General features: G+C 68.4%; 15 protein-coding genes. 4 read left to right on the top strand and 11 right to left on the bottom strand.

Features of this window, described 5'->3' with window-relative positions; genetic code table 11:
• Complete coding sequence (locus GC106_RS13355; RefSeq protein WP_173129166.1) at positions 1–981, top strand: LLM class flavin-dependent oxidoreductase; 981 nt, start codon at positions 1–3, stop codon at positions 979–981.
• Between the two features lie 233 nt (positions 982–1,214).
• Here GC106_RS13355 and GC106_RS13350 read toward each other — a convergent pair whose 3' ends face one another.
• On the bottom strand, positions 1,215–2,012 hold the full coding sequence (locus GC106_RS13350; protein ID WP_173129163.1) for a hypothetical protein: 798 nt from the start codon (positions 2,010–2,012) through the stop codon (positions 1,215–1,217).
• 70 nt (positions 2,013–2,082) lie between these two features.
• Entirely contained in the window at positions 2,083–2,553 is a 471-nt protein-coding gene (locus tag GC106_RS13345) for a nitroreductase family deazaflavin-dependent oxidoreductase (protein WP_173129160.1), read from the bottom strand.
• A gap of 80 nt (positions 2,554–2,633) precedes the next feature.
• Here GC106_RS13345 and GC106_RS13340 point away from each other — a divergent pair, with 80 nt between their 5' ends.
• Entirely contained in the window at positions 2,634–3,248 is a 615-nt protein-coding gene (locus tag GC106_RS13340) for a TetR family transcriptional regulator (RefSeq protein ID WP_173129157.1), read from the top strand.
• A 67-nt stretch (positions 3,249–3,315) separates the two neighbouring features.
• On the opposite strand, the gene GC106_RS13335 is transcribed toward GC106_RS13340, so the two are convergent.
• The 6 genes from GC106_RS13335 to GC106_RS13310 form a co-directional block, all read right to left on the bottom strand.
• Positions 3,316–5,265, bottom strand: coding sequence for a DUF8729 domain-containing protein (locus GC106_RS13335; protein ID WP_173129154.1), 1,950 nt, complete (start codon positions 5,263–5,265; stop codon positions 3,316–3,318).
• Between the two features lie 363 nt (positions 5,266–5,628).
• Positions 5,629–6,879, bottom strand: coding sequence for an APC family permease (locus GC106_RS13330; RefSeq protein ID WP_312872628.1), 1,251 nt, complete (start codon positions 6,877–6,879; stop codon positions 5,629–5,631).
• Positions 6,876–7,529 carry a TVP38/TMEM64 family protein gene (locus GC106_RS13325; RefSeq protein WP_173129151.1) on the bottom strand — a complete coding sequence of 218 codons (654 nt, stop codon included), beginning with the start codon at positions 7,527–7,529 and terminating at the stop codon, positions 6,876–6,878. Before GC106_RS13325 ends, GC106_RS13330 begins: the two co-directional genes overlap by 4 nt.
• An 11-nt stretch (positions 7,530–7,540) precedes the next feature.
• The gene (locus GC106_RS13320) at positions 7,541–7,933 is read right to left on the bottom strand and encodes a VOC family protein (RefSeq protein WP_173129148.1); all 393 of its coding nucleotides are present in this window, start codon (positions 7,931–7,933) and stop codon (positions 7,541–7,543) included.
• Positions 7,934–7,974: 41 nt separating this feature from the next.
• Positions 7,975–8,700, bottom strand: a complete 726-nt coding sequence (locus GC106_RS13315; RefSeq protein ID WP_173129145.1) for an arsenate reductase/protein-tyrosine-phosphatase family protein — start codon at positions 8,698–8,700, stop codon at positions 7,975–7,977.
• 152 nt (positions 8,701–8,852) lie between these two features.
• On the bottom strand, positions 8,853–10,496 hold the full coding sequence (locus GC106_RS13310) for a right-handed parallel beta-helix repeat-containing protein (RefSeq protein ID WP_246365628.1): 1,644 nt from the start codon (positions 10,494–10,496) through the stop codon (positions 8,853–8,855).
• A 66-nt stretch (positions 10,497–10,562) separates the two neighbouring features.
• On the opposite strand from GC106_RS13310, the gene GC106_RS13305 reads away from it, so the two are divergent.
• Positions 10,563–11,393 (top strand): TetR/AcrR family transcriptional regulator, encoded by an 831-nt coding sequence (locus GC106_RS13305; protein ID WP_173129139.1) that lies wholly within the window; start codon positions 10,563–10,565, stop codon positions 11,391–11,393.
• Positions 11,394–11,412: 19 nt separating this feature from the next.
• Positions 11,413–12,783, top strand: a complete 1,371-nt coding sequence (locus GC106_RS13300) for an AfsR/SARP family transcriptional regulator (RefSeq protein WP_173129136.1) — start codon at positions 11,413–11,415, stop codon at positions 12,781–12,783.
• On the opposite strand, the gene GC106_RS13295 is transcribed toward GC106_RS13300, so the two are convergent.
• The 3 genes from GC106_RS13295 to GC106_RS13285 all read right to left on the bottom strand — a co-directional run bounded on the left by GC106_RS13295 (position 12,784) and on the right by GC106_RS13285 (position 15,781).
• A complete protein-coding gene (locus tag GC106_RS13295; protein ID WP_312872627.1) occupies positions 12,784–13,866 on the bottom strand; it encodes a right-handed parallel beta-helix repeat-containing protein in 1,083 nt (360 codons plus the stop codon).
• A gap of 34 nt (positions 13,867–13,900) precedes the next feature.
• Positions 13,901–15,004, bottom strand: a complete 1,104-nt coding sequence (locus tag GC106_RS13290; RefSeq protein ID WP_173129133.1) for a hypothetical protein — start codon at positions 15,002–15,004, stop codon at positions 13,901–13,903.
• A 66-nt stretch (positions 15,005–15,070) separates the two neighbouring features.
• Complete coding sequence (locus tag GC106_RS13285; RefSeq protein ID WP_173129130.1) at positions 15,071–15,781, bottom strand: histidine phosphatase family protein; 711 nt, start codon at positions 15,779–15,781, stop codon at positions 15,071–15,073.
• Between the last annotated feature and the right edge of the window lie 2 nt (positions 15,782–15,783).

The following is a 15,783-nucleotide window of genomic DNA, read 5'->3' as shown; positions in this document are numbered from 1 at the left end:
GTGGATGTCTACCTGCTGATCCTCGGCGACCACCTGCCGGATCCACGCACCGGGCAGGCACCCTCCGAGCCGGACCGCATCCGCGCCATGGTCGACCAGGCCGTCGTCGCCGAGGAAGCCGGGTTCACCGGCGTGGCCATCGGCGAACACCACTTCACCCGCTACATCATCTCCGCACCGGAACTCCTGCTCGCCACGATCGCGGCCCGCACCAGCACACTGCGCCTGTCCACCGGCGTCACCCTGCTGGCCCACCACGACCCCGTGCGCGTCGCGGAAGAACTCGCCACCCTCGACGTGCTGTCCGACGGCCGGGCCGAACTGATCGTGGCCCGCGGCGTGTCCAAGGAAACCGACGACGCGTTCGGCATCTCCGCCGCCGACCTGCGGCCCCGCTTCCACGAGTACCTGCGGCTGCTGCTGAAACTGCTGCAGGAGCAGAACGTCACCTGGCGCGGCACGTTCCGCAGCCCGCTGGAGAACGTCACCACCACCCCGCGCCCGATCCAGAAACCCCACCCCACCCTGTGGGTCGGCAGCGGCTCGGCGGCGTCCGCGGACTTCGCCGCCGAACTGGAACTGCCCCTCATGCTGCCCAGCACCCTGCGCGACCCCAGCGTCTACGTGGACGTCGTGGCCGACTACCGCCGTGACATCCGCGGCCGCGTCGCCCTGCCCAGCCACGTGTTCGTCGCCGAAACCGGCGCACGGGAACGGTGGCGGCCGTACCTGGAGGCGTACGCGTCGTTCGCCAGCCCGTGGCGCGGAGACGGCAGCACCGTCGACATCGACCGGCTGATGGAAGGCGCCGCGATCTGCGGCGACCCCAGCGAGGTCGCCGACCGGCTCAACGCCCAGCAGAAGCTGCTCGGGCTGGACGCGCACCTGGTGCTGATCGACATCGGCGGGTTGCCCCGCGACGAGGTGCTCGCCGCCATCCGGTTGTTCGGCGAGAAGGTCATCCCCCAGCTCACCGCCTGATCAGCCGAGCAACGCAAATAGGTCGATGGTCATGGCGTTTGACCAGGTAGTCCAGTCGCCTGGTCCCGGTCGACACGATCTCGGCGACGACTCACGTCGGCCGCTGTGACGAGTTCGTCGCCGATCGCCGAGGCGGGCACCACGACCAGATCGGGACAACGACAGAACCCGGGAACCTGATGGCCACGCGCCACCCTGGCATGCCACCGTGAACCACGGTCGAGTGACACCGATCAGCTCATGGGGCGCGCCCGGGTCACGGTGACCAGCAGCGGGGAACGGACACCGAGCTGCGACGCGGAGTCGGCCACGACTTCGGCCAGCCAGCCGATCGCGTCACACGACCACTCGGCCAGCTCGCCGCGCAGCACCACGCCGTGCGCCGGTGGGCCGTTCCAGAAACCGTCGTCGAACGGCGGCGCCAACGCCTCACCGGCGACGCCGAAGGACTCGCACACGAACACGTCCTGCCGCCCAAGCAGGTCCATCAGGTGCTCCGCGACCGCGGGGACCGACGGGTCCTGACCGCTGTTCGCACTCACCTGGACCGGCACCGCGGATTCCGCGTCTCGTTCAGCGAACCACTGGGCCGTTGCCAACGACGGCACCCTCGCGTACGCCGGACGAGACGACGCGTCGAGGCCCTGAACCGGCAGCAGGACCTGCACCGCCGAGAGATTCACCGTGCCGGCACGGGCTGTCGCGTCCACGGCGCACCGCAGGAACGGCTGGACAGGCAGCGGCCGATCAGCGGCCACCGCGTTGGCCTCGACCTGGAACCACGAGACCAGCCCCGAATCCAGGCCCGCGAGGCGATGATGCCATCCGGCGTCGTTCATCCCCCACAACACATCCAGCCAGCCCATGGCCTGCGACCGCCGATGGAACAACGAATACGCGTCGTTCACCGGCTCAGCGCCCAGCCACGCGTGCGGCACCAACTCACCGTACAGCGCAGCGAACATGGTGCCCGCGGTCCGAACGACCCCGGGCACCATGCCTGGCTGTGCTGGCTCGCCGCGCTCCGGCATGTCGGGTCCTCCGTCGCCGCGACGATCCTTCCCGTCAGGACACTACGTTGTGCGGGCGACAGGTTCGGGCCTAAGCGGTCGGCGTGGTGTCGGCGGGTTCGAGCACGACCACAGGGATCGTGCGCTCGGTGTAGGTCGCGTAGCTCGCGTAGGGCTTGTAGATCGCCACCGCCCGCTCCCACAGGCGGGCCCGCTCCGCGCCCTCGGCGACGCGCGGACGGACTCGCCGGCGTTCCCCGCCGGGCAGCTCCACCTCGGTGGTCGCCATCGCCATCAAGTTGTGGAACCACGCCGGGTTCGCGTCCACGCCGCCCTTCGACGCGACGACGGCCAGCCGTGGCGAGTCGTCGAGATAGATCAGTGGGCTGATCCTGCGCTGGCCGGACTTGCGGCCGACATGGTGCAGCAGCAGCACGGGCGCGCCGCCGAAGAACGACCCGCCCACCTTGCCACCGGTTTTGCGGAACAGGAACGTGTTGAGCCGCGCGAGCTGTCGATGCAGCTTCCAGTAACGAGACGACGGCGGGGGTGGCTTCGGCATGCCCTCATTCTGTCATCTCATGACAAGTGTCGTCAACTGACAAAAGCCAGGCGGTGACGTGTTGCCGTACGCTGGCCGGCATGGACAAGCCCGGCCTGCGGGAACGCAAGAAGCAGCGGACACGGGAAGCGCTGATCGACGCGGCCCACGAGTTGTTCTGCACCAACGGCTACGAGGCCACGACCATCGACCAGATCGCCGAAGCCGTGGAAGTCTCGTCGCGAACGTTCTTCCGGTACTTCACCTCGAAGGAGGACGTCGCGCTGTCACTCGCCGACGAACAAGTCACCGCGATACTCGACGCGTTCGCCGCACAACCGGCCGACATGCCGGTGCTGACCGCGATGCGGACAGCCGCGGTTCAAGTCGTGCGATCGTCCGAGACGCAAGCGCGCTTCCACAGCCTGCAGAACCTGATCTCGGCCAGCCCGGCGCTGACGGCCGCGCGTATCGAGCGGGGAACCGCCCGCTTCGACACGTTGGCGCGTCTGGTCGGCGCCCGGATGGGGGTCGACCCAGCCCAGGACCCCCGGCCTTATCTGGTCGCCTCGGTAGCGCTGTGCGCGGTGCCGACGGCGATCGATGCCTGGCGAGCCGCCGGCCACCAAGCACCGGAATCCGAACTGATCAGGCAGGCGTTCGACCTGCTGTCCACCGGCCTTGACTACCCCGCGACGCCGACCGGTAGCCAGTAGAGGACCAACCGGACACGACAGTGGCCCGGGACCGGCCAAAGCCCCGGGCCACCACAGTCACAGTGCCTTACTGCACGACCAGCGCGTAGTCCGCGTCCGTCGCCGCCGTCTCCACGTGCCCGTCGGCGTTGACCTGGCTCGCGATCACGTCGATCTTCCACGTGCCCGGCGCCGCCGAATTCAGGATCACGTTCTCCACCGTGTCCACAGTGTTCGGCGAACCGCCCGAAGTGGACACCGTACCCGCCGACAAACCGTTGTTGCCGTAGTACACCGTGCCGTCCGGCGCCGTCACCCGCAACGTCAGATCATTCACCCGCGCCACCGACGCACTCGGGCTGCCCGCCGGATCGGTATACACCAACGTCGCCTTCAACGGCTTGGCCGCCGACACCGCCAACGAATAACTCCGAGTCTGCCCTTGCGTCACCAGATCCGTCTCATTGACCAGGATCGGGAACTTCCACCCATTGGCACGCGCCACCTCATACGCGTTCCCGGCACTCGCACTGCCCCAACCCTGATGAGTCCGGGTCATGTCGTGCTCAGTACCCGTGAACGGATACTGGTTGGCCGTGTTGACCAACAACGCCTTCGCCGTCGACGCATGCGGCCGGGACGCGAACACGTCACGCCCCTTGCCCGGACCACCGTCGAACACACCATCAGCCCACATCTGGAACAACAAACCCGCGTTGCCACACGTGATCGGCGTCGCGCCACTCGTACCACCGAACGACGTCGTGTACGACGTGTCACTCGACGACGAGGTCGTGTCGATCGCGTCATAGTAGTTCGACAGATCCGGCTTGAGCCTGCCGTCCGCCGCCGGACCGATACTCGCACCACCATTCCACGCGTCATCAGTGCGCGCCAACGTGTTGCGGTGATAGTGCCCACCCACCGACACCACGTTCTTGGCCCACGCCTCCGGCCGCGAACTCCGCGTACCCGCGTTGGACTGCGACTGACAGATCAGAATGTCGTGATCGAACACGATCCTGTCCATCGCCGCCGACACCGTCGTGTACGACGTGGTCCGCGCACCACCCCAACTGTTGCTCTGGAACACCGCACGATAAGTCCCCGTCGACGCCACCAACTCACCAGTGTGCGCGTACCGGTCCGACTTCGGATACGTCGCGAAGATGCCCTGCCCTTCCGGCAACATCCCACGACGCGCCGCACCGCCGGCACCCTGGCTGAAAATCTCACCGTAGGTCGACGTGCCATGCCCGGTGTCAGTGGAGTTCGGCCCGTGCATCACCGGCGGACGCGCCCCGAACTCCTGATGCGTCGTACGCAACCCACCGTCCATCACCTCACCACGCACGCCCTGACCGCGATACCCACCCGCGGCCTCGATCGCGTTGGCACCACTTGCCTCCCGAGCGGTGCTGATATCCGTCTCCGGCGCCGACAACGCACCGACAGCCAACACCTCGGGCAACCGGCTCACCGCGGCCAACTGCTCCGCACCCAGCGTGGCGGACAGGTGCTGGCGGCTCTCAGAGATCATCTCCACCTGTCCACCGGCACGCCTGATCCGCTCGGCGACCACGCGCTGATCGGCCACATCCGGCTCGACCAGAGTGACAAGGTACTGCCCGGACACGGCCGCCCTCGCCGCCGTCATCTCCACCTTGTCAGCGGGCTGATAGTCCCCCAGCCACCGCACGAAATTCAACTCGGACACTGATTTCTTCGCCGACGCACCCATCCGCACGACGTACGCGAAATCAGGAATGTACGCACCGATTCGAGCGCCCAGTGCCCGCAATTGCGCACGCTGGACGTCGGTCAGAACACCACGGAACTGCACCAGATAGGCACCGTTGCCCGACTCACCCGCCCCGGCCAGCACACCGGCCCTGGTCGGGTCGAACGTGCGATTCGCCAGGTAGATGAACTGGGCGTCCTGCGGAGTGTCGGAGCCGACAGCGCTGACGACACCGGTCGTCATCAGCGCCGCGGCGAAAACAGAACCCACGAGTAAGCCGCGTCGAGACCGCAGCATGAACAAACCTCCGGATCGCAGCAGGGAATGCCCGAACAGGAGGAAATGCCCGGGCAGGTCACCGACGGTACCGACCGCATGACTACCGGTCAGCCGCCGAACGGCCTACCCGAATGACTGTAAAAAACGGGAAACAGTCCCGACACGACTAGGCCGTGTTTCAAATGCCCGATCGCGATAGCCGGGCCGGATGCGGCCCCTGACGCCACCGCGGGACCGCCCAAAGACAACCAGTATTCGCGGCGATCCCGCGGCGACGCCAGGAACCGCCCCACCGAGCCGATTCCGGCCTCCGGCCGGGGCAGACTCTCATCGACCGGGACATTCGAAACACGACGTAATCGCGCGTCAAAACCGGGCAAGTCACAACCGAGCGGCCGGCCGGCGCCGGACCACGTAGAGCACGGCCCCGAAAGCCACGACCGCGGCTCCCACGAGCACCGACAACCCGGGCAACGTGAAGGCCAGCACCAGACAACCCAGCAACCCGACCACCGGAACCACCCGAGGCGGCCGGTTCTCCGCACGAGTCAACGTCCACGCCGAAGCATTCGCCACCGCGTAGTACAACAGCACACCGAACGACGAGAACCCGATCGCCGAACGCAGATCAGCCACCGCCGCGGCCACCGCCACCACGACCCCCACCGCCAGCTCCGCCCGATGCGGAACCTGGAAACGCGGATGCACCACCGCCAGCACCGACGGCAAATGCCGGTCACGAGCCATCGCCAACGTCGTGCGCGACACCCCGAGGATCAAAGCCAGCAACGCCCCCAACGCGGCCACCGCCGCCGCACCACGAACAGCCGGCGACAACGCACCGAAACCCGTGGCACCCGCCAAATCCGACAACGGCGCCGCCGACCCGGCCAGCCTCTGCGGCCCCAGCACACTCAACGCGGCCGCAGCCACCGCGGCGTACACGACAAGCGCGATCCCCAACGCCAACGGAATCGCCCGAGGGATCGTCCGCGCCGGATCACGAACCTCCTCACCCAACGTAGCGATACGCGCGTACCCCGCGAACGCGAAGAACAACAACCCACCAGCCTGCAACACACCGGTCACCGTGATGTCAGCACCGAACTCCAAACGCTCCCACCCGGGCGCACCGCCGGCGAACGCCGCGACCACCAGAGCGGCGAGCACCGCCAGCACCACCGCGACGATCACCCGGGTCAACCACGCCGACTTCTGCACACCGCCGTAGTTCACCGCCGTCAGCAACACCACGGCCCCCACCGCGACAGCATGCGCGTGCGCCGGCCACACGTACGCACCCACAGTCAAAGCCATCGCGGCACAGGACGCGGTCTTCCCGACCACGAAACTCCACCCCGCCAGATAACCCCAGAACGGCCCCAGCCGCTCACGGCCATAGACATACGTCCCACCGGACGCCGGATACCGAGCAGCCAACCGAGCCGACGACGTCGCGTTGCAATACGCGACCACCGCGGCCACGGCCAACCCGAGCAACAACCCCGATCCAGCCGAACGCGCGGCAGGCGCGAGGGAAGCGAAGATCCCCGCGCCCACCATCGCGCCCAGCCCGATGACGACCGCGTCAGTGACGCCCAGCCGTCGGCTCAATGCGGACGGACCACTCACCCGACCGGCTCCTTCACAGCTGGTTGCTTGACACCCAGACGGGCGTCGACGATCAGACCGACCACTCCGAGCACCACAAGGACCGCCGTGACGACGACCATCGCGGGATCAACCCGGCCGGTCAACGCGTCACCAAGAGCGACAACGGCGACCGTGCCCGGCACAACACCGACCGCCGTGGCGGCCAAGAACGGCACGAGCCGCACCGACGACACCCCGGCACAGAAGTTGACCAGGGGAAACGGAACCGGCCCGATCAGCCGCAACGACCCGACAGCCAGCCACCCACGACGAGCGAGCCGACGATTGACCGCCGCGACCCCCGGATGAGTCAACCGCGCGGCGACCGCGTCCCGGCCGATCGCCCGCACGAGCAGAAAAGCCAACGCCGCACTCACGGTGGTGGCACAGACCGCCACCACCGTGCCCGTGACCGGCCCGAACAGCAACCCGGCGCTCAACGTGAACGGAATACGCGGAATCGCGATGGTCGCCAGCGCGTGCGCGACGAAGAACAGCAACGGCAACAACGAACCAGCGGACCCCGCCCAGTCCCGGATCTGCCCGGGGTCCCACTGCGGCACGACAAACGCCACCGCGATCAGCGCCACCAGCAGGACCCCGGCGACGATCAGCCTCGGATCACGCATCCCCTGTGCTTTCACTGATTCGCCGGCCGGGCCGCGGCCTCGAACAGCTCGACGAGGTTGCCCGCCGGGTCGGCGATCAGGATCTGCCGTCCACCCGGACCGGACACCAGGTCGCTGCGGAACGTCAGCCCGGCGGCACGCAACCGCTCGATCTCCGCGTCCAGATCCGCCACGATCAGGTGAATCCGGTTGCGTCCGGCGACCGCCGCGTCCGCCGGCGTGGCCCGCGCGCCCGAAGTGGCCGGCCCGGACAGCAACAACCTCAACGCGCCACGCCGGACGTCGGCGAAAACCGGGGCGTCGAAGGCGACGGTGAACCCGAGGTGCTTGGTGTAGAAGTCGGTCGCCGACGGCACATCGTCCACAATGTACCGGACGCTGGCCTGTTCGGTCGGTGCGGTCATGATCGGATCTCCTTCGTGGTTGTTCGGTCACAGCGGCAAGGTCACAGCGGCAAGTACGCGATACGCGTGTCGATCTCCCTGGCGATCCGCTGGAACTCCGGATAGCTCGCCTGGTCGGTGTCCGCGGCGGCGGCCGGGTCGGGCAGGCTCCAATGCGTCGTGACGGCCGGCCCGTGGTCACGAGGAACCTCACGGATCTTGTCGCACAACGTGATCACGTATTCGAAACGCCGCCCGGCGAGGGCGTCCAACGACTGCGGCCGACGGGGTTCGAGGTCGATGCCGTAGTCCTCGCGCAGGATTCGCACCGCGTTCGGATGCAGCCGGGGTTTGGGGTGACTGCCCGCGCTCATCACCTGCACGTCGTCGGCACGGTGACGCAACAGCGCCTCGGCCATCGGTGAGCGGGCACTGTTCCCGGTGCACAGGAACAACACCGAACTGCCCGCCGGCCACTGGCGCCCAGCGGGCGCCAGTGCCGGGTGCAGCGCGGCCGCGGCCTCGGCGAACGCCGTACCGCAACGGCTCAGGTCGAGGTGGTAGTAGCTGTCGCGGGCGTCGAAACTGCTGCGCCGCATGGTGACCAGCCCGGCCGAGCGCAGCAGCCGGAGGTGGTAGGACACCAGGTTCTGCGGCTCGCCGACTGCCGCGACCAGCTCCCGCACCCGGCGATCACTGGCCGCCAGTTCGGTCATCAGTGCCCAGCGCAGCGGGTGGGCCGCCATGCGCATCAGCTCGGGAACCGGCGCTCGATCGGACGTGGTCATGCCGCGACAATACATCAAACCAGTTTGATGCGTCACCGCTCTTCTGTGCGGATGTGACTTGAGGTGGCTGGATCTGAAGGAGTAGGGAGAAAGTGGGTCGTTATTTCGTCACAGGATGATGAAACTAGGTTCGTAGTACCAGAAAAAGTCGCTCACCGGCGGCCTGCCGCGGAGACGATGGCGGCCACCGCCGGGTTCGTGGCGAACGCGTCGTCGGACAGGACGGTGTTCTCGGCGAGCGTGACGGACTCCGGGGCGTGACCGGGGTCGGCGTCCCAGAAGTTGCCGATGAACGCGACATGGTCCAAGGGCGGCGACACCTCGAACACCGCAGGGTTGTCGTTGCGGTGGATCACGTTGCCCTGCACGGTGACCCACGCGGCGCCGTAATCGGTGTAGAGCGCGTAGTTGTACGGGGTGACGGTGTCGCGCACGACGTTGCCGCGGATGAGAGCGCCGTCCGCGTGGGATGTGCCTTGCGTGCCGGCGATGTAGATGCCGCCGCCGTCAGCGAGGACCTGCATGGTGTCGTTCACCAGGTTGTTCAGCACCTGCGCGGAGGAACCGTCGTAGAGCACGATTCCCGCGTGCGGGACGTCGTTGATCTCGTTGTGGGCGATGACCGTGCGCTGGGTCGAGGACACCACGACGGCGGGTGATCCGTGGTAGTCCAGTCCAATGTGGTGGATGTGGGTGTTCTCGATGCGGGAATCCCGCGCGTCGCCGCCGAGCACCACGCCACCGCCGGCAATGACCGAGATCGAGCTGTCGCGCACGGTGTTGCCGGTGCCGCCGTGGATTTCCAGTGCGACACCGCCGAGCCTGGTCAGTTCGCAGTGGTCGAAGGTGACGCGGGAGCAGCCGGTGAACCGCAGCGCGCCGGGCATGGTCGCGGCGTTGGCCGGGACTTCCACTCGTCCGGCGCCGTCGGCGAACGTGACGGTCATGATCTCGCCGCCGTCGTAGTAGCCGTTGCCGTGGTAGTGCAGGAAGCCTTCGGGCGTGCTCGGCCGCAGCCAGGTCGTGTCGGCGAAGGTGATGCCGCGGAACACGATGTCCCGCACGTTGTCGCCCTGTACCAGGGTTTCCAGGACGGGCGCGACGACGTCGCCGAGGGTCTCGCCGGGCTGCGGGAGGTAGTGCAGGATTCCGTCGGCCACAGCGAAGGTGCCTTCGGTGAGGAAGGCGGGGCTGTTCTCGATCGAGGTGGGGTTGTCGGCGCCGTTGGTCTCCCCCGCGCCGGGGCCTTCCCAGCTGATCATCGACTGGTAGAGCTTGGTGGCCCACTCGAACGCGGGCTGAGCCATGGTGATCGTGGCCGCGTCGACGCTCACGACCGGGCAGCGTGCGTGCGACCACGGATAGACGCCTTGGTAGACCAGCTCCATCTGGCCGTGCCACGGCTGGGGTTCGGTCATGTCGTAGCCGGTGGCGGTCCGGGTCATCGGCTCGTCGAGCGCTCGCGACGCCCGGGCGGCTCGACGGCCGGAGACGAACAGTTGCCGGGTCGCCAGGCCAGGCAGGGGAGCGGTCCACACGCCGCCCTCTCCCCTGCTCCACCCGGTGACCACCTGGCCGCCGCTGAGCACGACGCGTTCCCCGTCGTAGGCCTGGAACACCAGGCCGGAATCGGCTTCCGACAGCATCATCGGGCGGGTCAGCCGGTAGGTTCCGGCGCGGAGGTTGATCACGGCACCCGGTTGGGCGGCGGCTCTGGCACGGTCCACTGTCGCGAACGGCTGGTCGATGGTGCCGGGAGCCGAGTCGTCGCCTGCCGGGTCGACGAAGAGCATCATGAAGGGAACCTCCGAAGTATATGGCGTATACTTCATGTATACACCCTAAACAAGGCGGGGAGTCAAGTGCCGGATCCGGAGCGCAGCACCGAGCTGCTGTGGGGCACGCGGGCCAGGCGTGGCCTCGACCTGGACACGATCGTGCGCACCGCGATCGACCTGGCCGACAGGGAAGGCCTCGGCGCGGTGTCGATGCGCCGGGTGGCCGAGGTGCTGGGTTTCACCACGATGTCGCTGTACCGGCACGTGCCCGGCAAGGCCGAGCTGCTCGACCTGATGCGCGACGCCGTGACGACCCCGCCAGGGGACGAGCAGCCTGCCGACTGGCGCAGTGGCCTGGAAGCGTGGGCGCGTGCCGGGTTGGCGCTCTATCAGCGGCATCCGTGGCTGATCGAGTCGTCAGGGCCGCGGGCCGTGCCCGGCCCGAACGCGGTGGCCCAGTTCGAACGGGCGCTGTCGATCGTGGCCGCGACCGGCCTGCCACCCGCGCAGATCGTCGCCGTGGTGACCCTGGTCGGCGGTTTTGTCGAAAGCGCGGCCCGTCAGGTGGTGCACACCATCGCGGCGGAACGGGAATCCGGGCTGACCCACGAGGAGTTCTGGGGCGCCCGTGACTCGTTGTACGAGCACCTGGACCGGTATCCGACGCTGAGCCGGATCTACGAGCAGGGCGGGTACGACGAACCGCTCGACCCGTTCGAGTTCGGTCTTCAGCGCGTGCTGGACGGCGTCGCCACCCTCGTTCGTGACGAAAAGCGTGATGAAAGCTGGTGTGTGGTGTGCGGCGATCCGGTGGCGGTGACCGGCAAGGGCCGGCCGAAGGAGTACTGCTCGCGGGCCTGCCAGCAGAAGGCGTACCGGAAAAGGACGTCAGCCCCCGGGCGAGACCCCGGGTGAGCACTACACTGCATCACTCGTGACTGTCGAGTTCCGGGTCTTGGGCACGGTCGAGGCGATTCGTGACGGCGAACCGGTCAACATCGGGCATGCGCGGCAACGGTCGGTCCTCGCGGTGCTCGTGGCCCACGTGGGACAACCGGTGACCGCGGACCAGCTCGTCGAACGGGTGTGGGCCGACCGTGCACCGCAGCGCCCGAGAGACACCTTGTACAGCTACCTGTCCAAGCTCCGGCAGGTCCTCGCGGATGTCGAAGGCGTTGCCATCGAACGGGATTCCGGCGCCTACCGGCTCGTGGCCGATCCGCTCGCCGTCGACGTGCACCGCTTCGAGGACCTCGTGGCCAGGGCCCGCGCGGAACACGACCCCGAGCGGTCACTGGCACTGTTCGACGAGGCACTCGGCTTGTGGCGCGGCGAGGCGTTCGCCGGGATGGACACCCCGTGGTTCGTCGAACGCCGCGAAGCCTTGCAGGCCTTACGTGACAGTGCGCGGAGCGATCGCGTCGACCGTGCGCTTCAGGTCGGCCGCCACCACGAGGTGATCACCGAGCTGACCGCGCGGTCGACGGAGCAGCCGATGGACGAACGCGTGACCGGGCAGCTGATGCTCGCGTTGCACCGCAGCGGCCGCACAGCGGAAGCGCTGACCCGCTATGACCATCTGCGTCGCACGCTCATCGCCGAGCTGGGCACTGATCCCGGTGTGCGGCTTCAGCAGTTGCACGCCGAACTGCTGGCCTCCGCTCCCCCACCGGCAGTGGGCCCGCCGCCCAGGACCCGTGTCCCGTGGTGGCGGCGCAGAATTCCGGTACTGGCGGCGTGTGCCGCGGTGGCGGTGCCGTTGTTCTTCGTGGTGACCAACAGCGCCAAGTCCAACAACTCCGGTGGTCCCGCCACGACCAGACCCGCGTTCTCCCGCGCCCCTGACTCCGGGTTCGTCAAGATCCGGCCCGCGGTGCCCGGATACGCCGACATCTGTGTCACCGACGGCCGTGAGCGCGACGAACGGCACTCGCGGCCGATCGCCGCGCTCAAGCCGTGCGCCACCGCCACTCCCCCACGCACGTCACTGGAACCGTTGGGCGACGGGCGGTTCCGGATCTGGTGGAACCACCCCGAGCACGGCATCGGCTGCCTGACCGTCATCGATGCGGCGAAAGGGCCGGGCTACCGGCTCGAACCGTGGGACGACTGCCCGGACTTCCGGGAGTTCCAGAAGTTCGTGTTCGAGCCGGTGGACACGCCGGTCTTCGGCGGTTACCGGATCAGGCCGCTGCACAGCGGTCTGTGCGTCGGCGTGGCCGAACCGGTGGAGCACAACGCCGAAGTGGTGCAGGAGGAGTGCACCGGCGGCGCCGACCAGGAGTTCCTGGTCGACCCCGAATGATCAGATCCCGGCGCTGACCGTGACGCCGGTGCCGACCTGACGTGGCGTGGTCACGCCGGTGACCAGGTTGCCGGTGGACGTCAGCTGCAGCTTGGCGGTGCCTTCGGCCTGGTAGTCCAGCCCGACGCCGGTGCCCATGCCGCGGACCACGTTGCCGGTCACCGCGAGCACACCCGTGCCGTAGTTGACCCGGGTCTCCAGGAACGCGCCGCCACCGCCGGGGAAGTCGAAGATCCGGTTGCCGGTGATCGTGGACGCGGCCTCACCCTGGATCGACACACGCAGCCCCGACACGGTGAAGTCCTCGATGTAGTTGTCGCTGATCGTCGTGCCGAACAACCGGTCCGCCCACAACGCCACCCCGTTGACGCCGTAGAGGTGGTTGCCGCGGATCATCCACCCGGCGGCGTTGTCGATCATCACCGCGTCCGCGCCGCTGTCGGCGACCCAGTTGTCGGCCAGCACCCAGTCGGTCACCGAGTTGCCCGGGTCCTCCACGAACACGCCGTGCCCGCCGGACATCGCGAAGTGGTTGCCGACGATGCGGCCGTTCACCTGCGTGTTCTTCAGCGCGGTCCCGTTGGCCGACAAGCTGGTCACCCGCAGGCCGTGCCGGGTGGCGCCGAAGGTCTCGACGTTCTCGATCACCGACTGCCATGCGCGGACCACGAGCACGTCGTGCGCGGCCGGGTTGTTCTGCCGGTTGCCGTCCAACGTCAGCGACCGGACCGTCACGGGCGCGCCGGTGTAGTCCACATTGTCCAGATAGGTGTCGCTGGCCAGCATCGCGTCCAGGTTCGCGCCGTCGGCCTGCCGGATCACCGTGCCGGCGCGGGACTCGCCGCGGTAGCTGCGCTCGCCGGCGAGTCTGATCGTGCCGTTGATCAGGCACTTGCCTGTGATCACGATCTCGTCGCCCGGCACACTCGCGGCTGTCGCGTTGTTGATCGCCTCGTCGTCGTTCGTGGTGTTCGTGCACGCCACCGTGCTGGCCTGGGCCTGCACGACCCGGCCGCTGCTCGGTGCCGACGCCACCACCAAGCCCACCAGGGCGACCACGGGGATCACAACAAACCGTCGCACCACATCTCTCCGAATTCTCCCCCCAGGACTGGTGTTACTTGTACTGCACTTCGACCAGTGGAGCCGAGAACTCTGCAGCTTGCTGATCTTTCCGGGCGGCGAACGCCACCGAGATCCGCAGCCAGCGCTCCGTCGCGGCCCGGCTCATCAGCGCGGTGACGTCCAGTTCGCCGCAGTCGGTCACGCCGATCAGCTCCCGGTACTCCGTGGTCGTCCACGTGGTCGCCGGCCCGAATCCGCCGACGTGCCAGGCCTCCACGTCCTCACACGTCGGGATCCGCAGTGTGGCCGCACGCACCTGTTTGCCGTGCACCGGTTGCGAGGTCACCTCGAAGTAGGCGCGGTAGTCGTACTCGCCGGCCAGCCCGGCCGTCGCCGTGCCCGGCGGCCGCCACTGGGAGACGTAGCCGTCGCCGTGCACGCTCTGCCCGACGACCATCCAGGACAGCTTGTCCGCGCTGAACTCCTGACCGATCTGCACCGGGTAGCGGGTCCACTGCTGGGGTTTCGCCGGCCGGATGGTCAGGCCGCCCGGACGGACCGTGCGCACCGCGGTGGAAGCACGGCCCGCGGCGTCGACTGTCCGGACCGGCCCGCCGGAGACCTCGCCCGCGGTCACCGAGCCGTTCGGCCCGGCTTTCATCCGGCTGGTGTCCAGCCGGATCTCCCGCACGTCCGCGTCCGGCGTCTTCACCACGACCGTCAGCGAGAACCCGGCGGGCCTTGCGGTCAGCACGAGGTCGACACCGGCCATGACCTCGGCGTAGGTCGCGGTGTCCCCGGCGATCACCGGCCGCGGCAGTGGGGCGGGCCACGTCAGGCTCATGTCCGCCAACCGCACCAGCGGCCCGGCCCCGCCTGGCGAGAACATCACGTCCGCAGCGGCCGCCTGTGGTGCGATCAGCCCGTCGGCGCGGATGGTCAGCGTGGTGTCGATGGGCACCCAGCCGTCGCCGCGCCGGGCCTGGAACGGCTTCGCGTACAGCTCCGCTGTCACCGTGCCGTCGCCGTTGACCCACAGGCGCTCGTACTCGGACTGGAGCACGGGCACCTCGGAGACGCCCTGCTGCCGGGACATTCCGAAGACCACCGCCGCCAGCAGCAGCGCCACCACCGCGAAAACCGCGAACCACCGCATGGCGTCACACGATGCCCGGCAGGGCTGTGGCAAACCTGGTATCGACCTGCTATGCGCAGGTCAGGGCTACCTTCCCGGGGTTCCGCCGACGACCGCGTCGGACGCGGCGTCGGACGCCGCCTTCCGGGCCGTCTTCTTCGGCTTCGGCGGCACGATGCTCGCCAGCTCCCCGCCGTTGTCGTTGGTCCGCAGCACGAACGGACGCGTGTCGGTGTACCGCACGACCGACACCGACGCCGGGTCCACCACGATCCGCTGGAACGAATCCAGGTGCTGGCCCAGCGCGTCCGCCAGCACCGCCTTGATCACGTCACCGTGGCTGCAGGCGATCCACACCGCGTGCGCACCGTGCTCCTCGGTGATCCGTGTGTCGTGCGCCCGGATGGCCGCCACGGCCCGCGCCTGCACCGCTGCCAGGCCCTCGCCGCCCGGGAACACCGCGGCCGACGGGTGCTGCTGCACGACCTTCCACAGCGGCTCCTTGCCCAGCACGCTGAGCTTGCGGCCGGTCCATTCGCCGTAGTCGACCTCCGACAGCCGGGCGTCGGTGACCACCCGGATGCCCTGGGCCGCCGCCAACGGCGCGACGGTCTGCTTGCACCGCAGCAACGGCGACGCGACGATCGCCGCGACCGGCACGCCCGCCAGCCGCTCCACCAGGTTGGCGGCCTGCTTGGCCCCCGAATCGTCCAGCGCGACCTTCGGCGTGCGCCCGGCGAGCACACCAGAGCCGTTCGCGGTCGAGCGTGCGTGCCGTAACAGGATCACCGTCGCCATGA

It is taken from the genome of Kibdelosporangium persicum, from assembly GCF_013280595.1.
Taxonomy (GTDB): Bacteria; Actinomycetota; Actinomycetes; order Mycobacteriales; family Pseudonocardiaceae; genus Kibdelosporangium; species Kibdelosporangium persicum.
Note: the sequence above shows the minus strand (reverse complement) of the source record. Positions and strands in the feature narration are given on the sequence as shown.

What these genes read in the sequence shown, in the direction of transcription:
- GC106_RS13350 (WP_173129163.1), bottom strand. Translation starts at nt 2,012, where the DNA reads ATGCCGGAGCGCGGCGAGCCAGCACAGCCAGGCATGGTGCCCGGGGTC.
- GC106_RS13345 (WP_173129160.1), bottom strand. Translation starts at nt 2,553, where the DNA reads ATGCCGAAGCCACCCCCGCCGTCGTCTCGTTACTGGAAGCTGCATCGA.
- GC106_RS13340 (WP_173129157.1), top strand. Translation starts at nt 2,634, where the DNA reads ATGGACAAGCCCGGCCTGCGGGAACGCAAGAAGCAGCGGACACGGGAA.
- GC106_RS13335 (WP_173129154.1), bottom strand. Translation starts at nt 5,265, where the DNA reads ATGCTGCGGTCTCGACGCGGCTTACTCGTGGGTTCTGTTTTCGCCGCG.
- GC106_RS13325 (WP_173129151.1), bottom strand. Translation starts at nt 7,529, where the DNA reads ATGCGTGATCCGAGGCTGATCGTCGCCGGGGTCCTGCTGGTGGCGCTG.
- GC106_RS13320 (WP_173129148.1), bottom strand. Translation starts at nt 7,933, where the DNA reads ATGACCGCACCGACCGAACAGGCCAGCGTCCGGTACATTGTGGACGAT.
- GC106_RS13315 (WP_173129145.1), bottom strand. Translation starts at nt 8,700, where the DNA reads ATGACCACGTCCGATCGAGCGCCGGTTCCCGAGCTGATGCGCATGGCG.
- GC106_RS13310 (WP_246365628.1), bottom strand. Translation starts at nt 10,496, where the DNA reads ATGATGCTCTTCGTCGACCCGGCAGGCGACGACTCGGCTCCCGGCACC.
- GC106_RS13290 (WP_173129133.1), bottom strand. Translation starts at nt 15,004, where the DNA reads ATGCGGTGGTTCGCGGTTTTCGCGGTGGTGGCGCTGCTGCTGGCGGCG.
- GC106_RS13285 (WP_173129130.1), bottom strand. Translation starts at nt 15,781, where the DNA reads ATGGCGACGGTGATCCTGTTACGGCACGCACGCTCGACCGCGAACGGC.